The sequence below is a fragment of the Streptomyces sp. NPDC013457 genome (genome assembly GCF_043089925.1).
GTDB lineage: Bacteria > Actinomycetota > Actinomycetes > Streptomycetales > Streptomycetaceae > Streptomyces.
In genome coordinates, this window is the sequence record NZ_JBICBL010000004.1 from 457,895 (window position 1) to 465,344 (window position 7,450).

A 7,450-nucleotide genomic window follows, 5' to 3' on the forward strand; every position below is an offset into this window, starting at 1 on the left:
GGTCAGCCGATCGGCTTGCGGATCTCCGCGCGGACCTTGGCCGTGGTCTCGGCGAGTTCCGCCAGGTCGATGTCCTTCGGGGCGGCGGTCGCCGACCCGGGGGTGACGAGGGCGACGGCGGCCGCGGTGTTGTCGTCGCCCCAGGCGCACATGGGCAGCGTGGTCGTGGCGAGGGCGTCCTTGGACGTCGTGACCTGGCAGCTCACGGTCACGCCGTAGCCGGCGGGGGTGAAGTCCTTGGGCGGGACGGCGAGGGTGGAGCCCTTCTCCGTGGAGGCGCCCTTGAGGATGGAACGCCGGGTGACCTCGGCGTTCTTGATGCGCCCGTGCATCCCGGAGACGACGAGGACGGCCCCGTCCTTGCCGGTGTACTGGCCGACCGCCGCCTCGGCGTCCTTCACGGTGAGGTCGGGGGTGTCCTCGATCTCCTTGCCCTGGGAGTCGGAGAGGTCGGAGACCAGCGTGTACTCGCCGGCGAGGAGCGTCTTGGGGACGACGAGCTTGTGCGTCGCCTCGGGGAAGGAGCCGGTGGCGCCGGAGAGCCCGGCCTTCGCCGCCCAGCCGATCCCGCCGACCAGGACGAGGGAGCCGACGACGATGGCGACGATCGCCCCCGCCGAGAGCGACTTCTTCGGCGGCGGACCCATGGGCGGCTGCCCCCAGGCCCCGGGACCCGGCTGCTGGTACGGCGGAGGGAAGCCCTGCGGAGGAACGCCCTGTGCGGGATACCCCTGCGGAGCCCCGTACGGGCCGGGCTGCTGCGGGGGCGGGACGGGGCCGCCGTACGGGTTGTGGGGCGGCTGGTTCGGCGATGGCGGCATGGTCATGGCGGGCACGCTACGTCACCGGTACGACATCCCGCCCTCCGGGGCCGTTCCGGGACCCGGGAGGCTCCCGCTTCCGCCCGCCTACTCCTCCGCCGCGCCCTGCACGACGGCCTCCTCGACCTCCGCCACCCGCTCCGCCTCCTCCGTCGCGAACCGCTCCCGGTCCAGCGCCTCCGCGATCTCCTCGTCCTGGGTCATCAGGAGGTCCAGGTTAGAGTCGCCGAGGTCGAAGACGCCCATGTCCAGGTAGGCCTTCTGGAGGCGTTCGCCCCAGAGGCCGATGTCCTTCACGCAGGGGACGATCCGGCTGAACAGCAGCTTGCGGAAGAGGTGCAGGAACTCGCTCTGCTCGCTGAGCTCCTCCGCCTCCTTGCGTCCGATGCCGAAGTTCTCCAGGACCTCGACCCCGCGCAGCCGGTCCCGCATCAGGTAGCAGCCCTCGATCACGAACTCCTCGCGCTCGCGCAGTTCCGCGTCCGTCAGCTGCTTGTAGTAGTCGCGCAGCGCCATCCGTCCGAAGGCCACGTGGCGGGCCTCGTCCTGCATGACGTACGCCAGGATCTGCTTCGGGAGCGGCTTGTCCGTGGTGTCGCGGATCATGCCGAACGCGGCCAGGGCCAGGCCCTCGATCAGGACCTGCATCCCGAGGTACGGCATGTCCCAGCGCGCGTCGCGGAGGGTGTCGCCCAGCAGGCCCTGGAGGTTGTCGTTGATCGGGTAGAGCATCCCGATCTTCTCGTGGAGGAAGCGGCCGTAGACCTCCGCGTGCCGCGCCTCGTCCATGGTCTGCGTCGCCGAGTAGAACTTGGCGTCCAGGTCCGGGACCGACTCGACGATCCGAGCGGCGCAGATCATCGCGCCCTGCTCGCCGTGGAGGAACTGGCTGAACTGCCAGGAGGCGTAGTGCCGGCGCAGCTCGGCCTTGTCCTTCTCCGTCATCTTCGCCCAGTGGCGGGTGCCGTAGAGGGTGAGGACGTCGTCGGGGGTGCCGAGGGGGTCGTACGGGTCGACCTCCAGGTCCCAGTCGATGCGCCGGGAGCCGTCCCACTGTTTGTCCTTGCCCTTCTGGTACAGGGCGAGGAGGCGGTCGCGACCGTCGTCGTACTCCCAGCTGAAGCGCGCCGAACCGGTCGCCGGCACCTGCCAGACGGGGTCTTCCGTGGCGTTCGCGGCTTTCAAGGTCTTCGTGTAGAGGTCGTACGTCGACACTGACGTCTCCTTGCTCTCACGTGGACGTGATGGTCCCTCCCGGCAGGCTGACACCTTGGTAGACATCGAGTCAACAAGTCGCGCACAGGGGATTGACGGGCTTACTGACGGGCAGTCTGATAGGAGCGACCGCCGGTAACCCGACTGCGAGCACAGCGAGGTGTCGCACCGTCATGACCACTCGGACCGAACTGGACTTCAGCCTCCTCCAGGACGCCCTCGGCCCGCTCCGCGACCGGGAACAGGTCGCCGCCCGGCTGCTCGAGTCCTCCCTCAAGCACTCCTTCGACCCCGAGACCGAACTCGACTGGGCCGCGCCCCTCGAGGACGGCAAGTGGTTCTGGCCGCCGGAGCTGGTCTCGCTCTACGACACCCCGATGTGGCGGCGGATGCCCGAGGAGCAGCGGATGGACCTGGCCCGGCACGAGGCCGCGTCGCTCGCCTCGCTCGGCATCTGGTTCGAGATCATCCTGATGCAGCTGCTCGTCCGGCACATCTACGACAAGTCGCTCACGAGCGACCACGTGCGGTACGCCCTGACCGAGATCGCCGACGAGTGCCGGCACTCGATGATGTTCGCGCGGATGATCCAGAAGGGCGGCGCGCCCGCCTACCCGGTGCCGCGGATCTACCACAATCTCGCCCGGGTCCTGAAGACCGTCTCCACCACCCCCGGCTCCTTCGCCGCCACCCTCCTCGGTGAGGAGATCCTGGACTGGATGCAGCGGCTGACCTTCCCCGACGAGCGGGTGCAGACGCTGGTACGGGGCGTGACCCGCATCCATGTCGTCGAGGAGGCCCGGCACGTGCGCTACGCCCGCGAGGAGCTGCGGCGCCAGATGGTGACCGCGCCGCGGTGGGAGCAGGAGTTCACCCGGCTCAGCTGCGGCGAGGCCGCCCGGGTCTTCTCCACCTGCTTCATCAACCCCGCGGTGTACGACAACGTCGGCCTCGACCGCCGCGAGGCGGTCGCCCAGGTCAGGGCGAGCGGCCACCGCCGCGAGGTCATGCAGTCGGGCGCCCGGCGCCTGACCGACTTCCTCGACGACATCGGGGTGCTGCGCGGCCCCGGCCGACGGCTCTGGAAGTCGTCGGGACTGCTCGCGTGAGCCGGCGGGCGGGTGCGGCGGGGGGACGGCCGGGCAGGGCGGCGGGACGGCCGGGCGGGGCGGTGGGACGGCCGGGCGGGGCGGTGGGACGGCCGGGCGGGGCGGTGGGACGGCCGGGCGGGGCGGTGACCACGGACTTCCGTCCGGGGCGTCACCTCGCGGAGCTACCCTGCGAGGCATGACCAGTGCCGCCTCGCCCGCGTACCGCCGGCTCAGCGTCGAGGAGAGACGGGTGCAGCTCCTCGCCGCCGCCCTGACGCTCTTCGCGCACCGGGCACCCGACGAGGTCTCCCTCGACGACGTCGCCGAGGCGGCGGGCGTCTCGCGTCCGCTCGTCTACCGGTACTTCCCCGGTGGCAAGCAGCAGCTGTACGAGGCGGCCCTGCGCTCCTCCGCCGACGAGCTGGAGCTCTGTTTCGCCGAGCCGCACGCCGGCCCGCCGACCGAGCGGCTCGGCCGGGTCCTCGACCGCTATCTGGCCTTCGTCGACGAGCACGACGCCGGGTTCAGCGCCCTGCTCCAGGGCGGCAGCGTCGCCGAGACCTCCCGGACCACCGCGATCGTGGACGAGGTGCGGCGCGCCGCGGCGGAGCAGATCCTCGTCCACCTGGGGGTGGACCGCCCCGGGCCCCGGCTGCGGATGATGGTCCGCACCTGGATCGCCGCGGTGGAGGCGGCCTCGCTGATCTGGCTCGACGAGGGGAAGCAGCCCCCGGCCGGCGAGCTGCGGGACTGGCTGGTCGACCACCTGGTCGCGCTGCTCACCGCCACGGCGGCCAGCGACGAGGAGACGGCGTCGGTCGTCTCGCTGCTCCTCGCGCAGGAGACGGCGGACGGACCGGTCGGCACGCTGGCGCGGCGAGTGACCCCCGTGGTGAGCAGGGCGGCGCACCTCATATGAGACTGGTCCCGTGAGAAGCGAGAACACCCCTTTCCGCGGCGGTCCCCTGGACGGCCAGGTCCTGCCCGTCCTCCTCGGCCACACTGGGCACCCACCGAAGTGGTACGAGGTGCCCGTCCCGGACGCGGACGGCGGCCCCCCGACGGTCCACGCCTACCGCCGCGAACCGGCCGGGCACACCAAGCGGCTCGGGATCCAGCGCGGCTGGGTCTACGAGTACGTCCCCGAGGGCCGCGAGCGGCAGTCTCCGAAGTGGCCCTGGTCCAAGCCGAACGGGTGAGCTGATTGGGCCGATTCGCCCCTTTGTGAGGTCATCCGACCGCCCGGTCCCTCCATCATCGCGGTGGAGGTGATGACGTGTCAGGAAGGTTGCTGCGCACGGTCTGCACGGGGGTGCTCGCCGCGACGACCGCGCTCGCGGGGATTCCGGCGGCCACGGCGGACGACCCGGCGGACGCGGGGGTGGAGGCCCCGGTGGAGACGCCGGCGACCGCCCCGGGCGAGGAGGCCGGGCCCGGGGACGCCGGGCCCGGGACGGCCGACGCCGAGGGCACCGTGCCCGAGGACGCCGACCCCACCGGCGCCACCGATCCGGCCGACGGCACTCCCCTCGACGACGCCGCCGAACTACCGCCCTCCGGCGGCGAATCCGTCGCGACGCTCCTCGGTCGGCTCCGGACCCTCTACCGCCAGGCCGAGCAGGCCACCGAGGCCTTCAACGCCACGGACGAGGCCCTGCGCCTGCAGACCGCCGACACCAAGAAGGTCAGCGGCGCCCTCACGGAGGCCCGCGAGCGCCTCGCCCGGGGACGGAACGCCGCCGGGCGGCTGGCCAGGGAGCAGTACCAGGGGCGGGTCACGACCTCGGCGTTCTCCTCGTACCTGCGGCTGCTGCTCGCCGACGACCCCCAGCACGCCCTGGACCAGGGGCATCTGATGGACCGCGCGGTGCGTGACCGGGCCACCACCGTGTCCCGGCTCACCCGGGCCGAGAAGCGGGCCGACGAGCTGGCGAGCGCCTCGCGCAAGGCCCTGGACCGGCAGCAGACGCTCACCGCCCGGCGGCTGAAGCAGCGCGACGACGTCCGGAAGCGCCTCGCGGAGGTCCAGCGGCTGCTCGCCTCGCTCCCCGCCGACCAGCTCACGCGGCTGACCGAGCTGGAGCGCCGGCAGACGGCGGGCGCGCAGCGCGACCTCCTCGACTCGGGCGTCCTGGAGGGCGACCGGACGCCGTCCCGGGCGGGCGGCGAGGCCCTGCGGTTCGCGGTGGGTCAGATCGGCAAGCCGTACGTGTGGGGCGCCGAGGGCCCGGAGTCGTACGACTGCTCGGGACTGACCTCGCAGGCGTGGGCGAGCGCCGGCCGGGAGATCCCGCGCACCAGCCAGGAGCAGTGGCGGACCCTCCCGAGGGTGGAGCTGCGCGAGCTGCGCCCCGGCGACCTGGTCGTCTACTTCCCCGAGGCCACGCATGTGGCGATCTACCTCGGCCACGGACTGGTCGTGCAGGCGCCCCGGCCGGGCGCCAAGGTCAAGGTCTCCCCCATCGCCGCCAACCCGCTTCTCGGGGCGGTCCGTCCCGACCCGGACGGCGCACCCCTGGACTCGTACACACCGCCCGACCTCCCCGCCGGGGCCAGGGACGGCACGGACGAGGGGTTCGATCAGGGGCCCGCCTGAGCGTGTCGGTGCCGAGCCGGTCGAGGACCGGGTCCTGATGCCGGGCTAGGGCCGCCCTGGTGGCGCGGGACACCTCGGGCGTCCTCCGGTACTACCAGGCCACGGGGTCGCGGCGTAGCCGTACGCGGCGCGCGTGAAGGTCGGCGGCGGCTGGCAGAAGTTCAACCTGCTGTTCCAGCCGGCCCCGAACCGGGTAAGGCAACGGCCTCCGTCCTTCGTGGACGGAGGCCGTCGTCTTGTCGGCCCTGCCCAGGAGCGCCCATGCCAGAGCCCCGCCGTCCGGCCCCCCGGCCCGCCCGTCCGGCGTTGCCGCCCCCGCACGTCTGGTACGCCGCGTACGGCTCCAACGTGCACCTCGCGCGGCTCCTCCACTACATCGACGGGGGCCGGCCCCCGGGCTCGGCCCGGAGCTACCCCGGCTGCCGCGACCGGACGCCGCCCGCGCGGTCCGTGCCGGTCGTCCTCCCCGGTGCGGTGTACTTCGCGACGGAGTCGGCCGTCTGGACCGGTGGCCGCGGCTTCTACGACCCCGAGGCACGGGGCCCGGCGCTGGCGCGCGCCCATCTGATCACCGCGGGCCAGTTCGCCGACATCGCGGCGCAGGAGATGTACCGGGAGCCGGAGAGCGACCTGGATCTGACCGAGGCCGTCACCCGGGGTCGCTCCGAACTCGGGCCGGGACGGTACGAGACGCTGGTGTGCCCCGGCACGCTCGACGGCGTCCCGGTCCTCACGCTGACCGCACCCTGGCGGATGACCGACGTGCCCCTGCGCGAGCCGTCCGCCCCCTACGTCCAGCACCTGGCGACGGGCCTGGACGAGACCGGCGCATGGCGGCCCGCCGAGATCGCCGCCTACCTGGGCACCTGCCCGGGAGCGGCGGGCCACTGGACGGCGGAGGCCGTCCTGGCCCTCATCGCCCCCGGCTGAGCACCCGACATCGTCGGCTCCACGAAACGGAGGAATCGATTCCATCCGCTCGGTGGACCCAGCGCGCCCGCGCGCGGCCCAAATGGCGGGCAGCGAAGACCAGTTACGTCGAAAACCTATGCGATCATGAACGGCGATTTCCGGCCTCGTGCCGGATTCTCCTATGGATTGCAGAGGACCATGAAGTTCAACCCGATCACCCGCGCCCGCCGCGGCCTGCTCGTGCTCGCCGCATCGCTCGGTCTCATCCTCGGCGTCTCGGCCGTTCCGGCCCAGGCAGCGACCCTCCACTACGGGGGCACGGTCGAGATCCGCGCGGGGCACTCCGGCCAGTGCCTTGAGGTGGCGGACTGGAGCAAGGCGAACGGTGCGGCCGTCCGCCAGTGGCCCTGCACCGGTGGCGCCAACCAGAAGTGGGAGCTCTACTACTACACCAGCACGCCCGTCGGCGCGTGGTACTACCGGAACGCCAACAGCGGCAAGTGCCTGGAGATCGGCGGCTGGGGACGCAACAACGGTGCGACCGCCAACCAGTGGGACTGCCACTACGGTCTCAACCAGCTGTTCCACGGCGACGGCAAGCTCTACATGGACTACGACTACGCCTGGAGCAAGTGCCTGGAGATAGCCGACTGGAGCACGCAGCCGGGCGCCCGCGCACGGCTGTGGGACTGCCACAGCGGCGCCAACCAGAGCTTCACCAAGCGGGCCGTGTGACCGCCGGGCGGGGGGGGGGGGGGCGCCCCCCCCCCCCCCCCCCCCCCCCCCCCCCCCCCCCCCCCCCCCCCCCCCCCCGT

General features: G+C 72.6%; 8 protein-coding genes. 6 read left to right on the forward strand and 2 right to left on the reverse strand.

What is annotated here, in order from left to right; genetic code table 11:
• Positions 1-2: 2 nt before the first annotated feature.
• Complete coding sequence (locus tag ACF1G2_RS13875; protein ID WP_391798455.1) at positions 3-827, reverse strand: hypothetical protein; 825 nt, start codon at positions 825-827, stop codon at positions 3-5.
• Positions 828-908: 81 nt separating this feature from the next.
• The gene (locus ACF1G2_RS13880; protein WP_391798456.1) at positions 909-2,036 is read right to left on the reverse strand and encodes a ferritin-like domain-containing protein; all 1,128 of its coding nucleotides are present in this window, start codon (positions 2,034-2,036) and stop codon (positions 909-911) included.
• 173 nt (positions 2,037-2,209) lie between these two features.
• Here ACF1G2_RS13880 and ACF1G2_RS13885 point away from each other — a divergent pair, with 173 nt between their 5' ends.
• The 6 genes from ACF1G2_RS13885 to ACF1G2_RS13910 all read left to right on the forward strand — a co-directional run bounded on the left by ACF1G2_RS13885 (position 2,210) and on the right by ACF1G2_RS13910 (position 7,370).
• Positions 2,210-3,145 carry a diiron oxygenase gene (locus tag ACF1G2_RS13885; RefSeq protein ID WP_391798457.1) on the forward strand — a complete coding sequence of 312 codons (936 nt, stop codon included), beginning with the start codon at positions 2,210-2,212 and terminating at the stop codon, positions 3,143-3,145.
• Positions 3,146-3,323: 178 nt separating this feature from the next.
• Entirely contained in the window at positions 3,324-4,046 is a 723-nt protein-coding gene (locus ACF1G2_RS13890) for a TetR/AcrR family transcriptional regulator (RefSeq protein WP_391798458.1), read from the forward strand.
• Positions 4,047-4,056: 10 nt separating this feature from the next.
• Positions 4,057-4,326, forward strand: coding sequence for a hypothetical protein (locus ACF1G2_RS13895; protein ID WP_391798459.1), 270 nt, complete (start codon positions 4,057-4,059; stop codon positions 4,324-4,326).
• A 77-nt stretch (positions 4,327-4,403) separates the two neighbouring features.
• Positions 4,404-5,723 (forward strand): NlpC/P60 family protein, encoded by a 1,320-nt coding sequence (locus ACF1G2_RS13900; protein ID WP_391798460.1) that lies wholly within the window; start codon positions 4,404-4,406, stop codon positions 5,721-5,723.
• 261 nt (positions 5,724-5,984) lie between these two features.
• Positions 5,985-6,653 carry a histone deacetylase gene (locus tag ACF1G2_RS13905; protein WP_391798461.1) on the forward strand — a complete coding sequence of 223 codons (669 nt, stop codon included), beginning with the start codon at positions 5,985-5,987 and terminating at the stop codon, positions 6,651-6,653.
• Positions 6,654-6,833: 180 nt separating this feature from the next.
• Complete coding sequence (locus tag ACF1G2_RS13910) at positions 6,834-7,370, forward strand: RICIN domain-containing protein (protein WP_391798462.1); 537 nt, start codon at positions 6,834-6,836, stop codon at positions 7,368-7,370.
• Positions 7,371-7,450 lie beyond the last annotated feature (80 nt).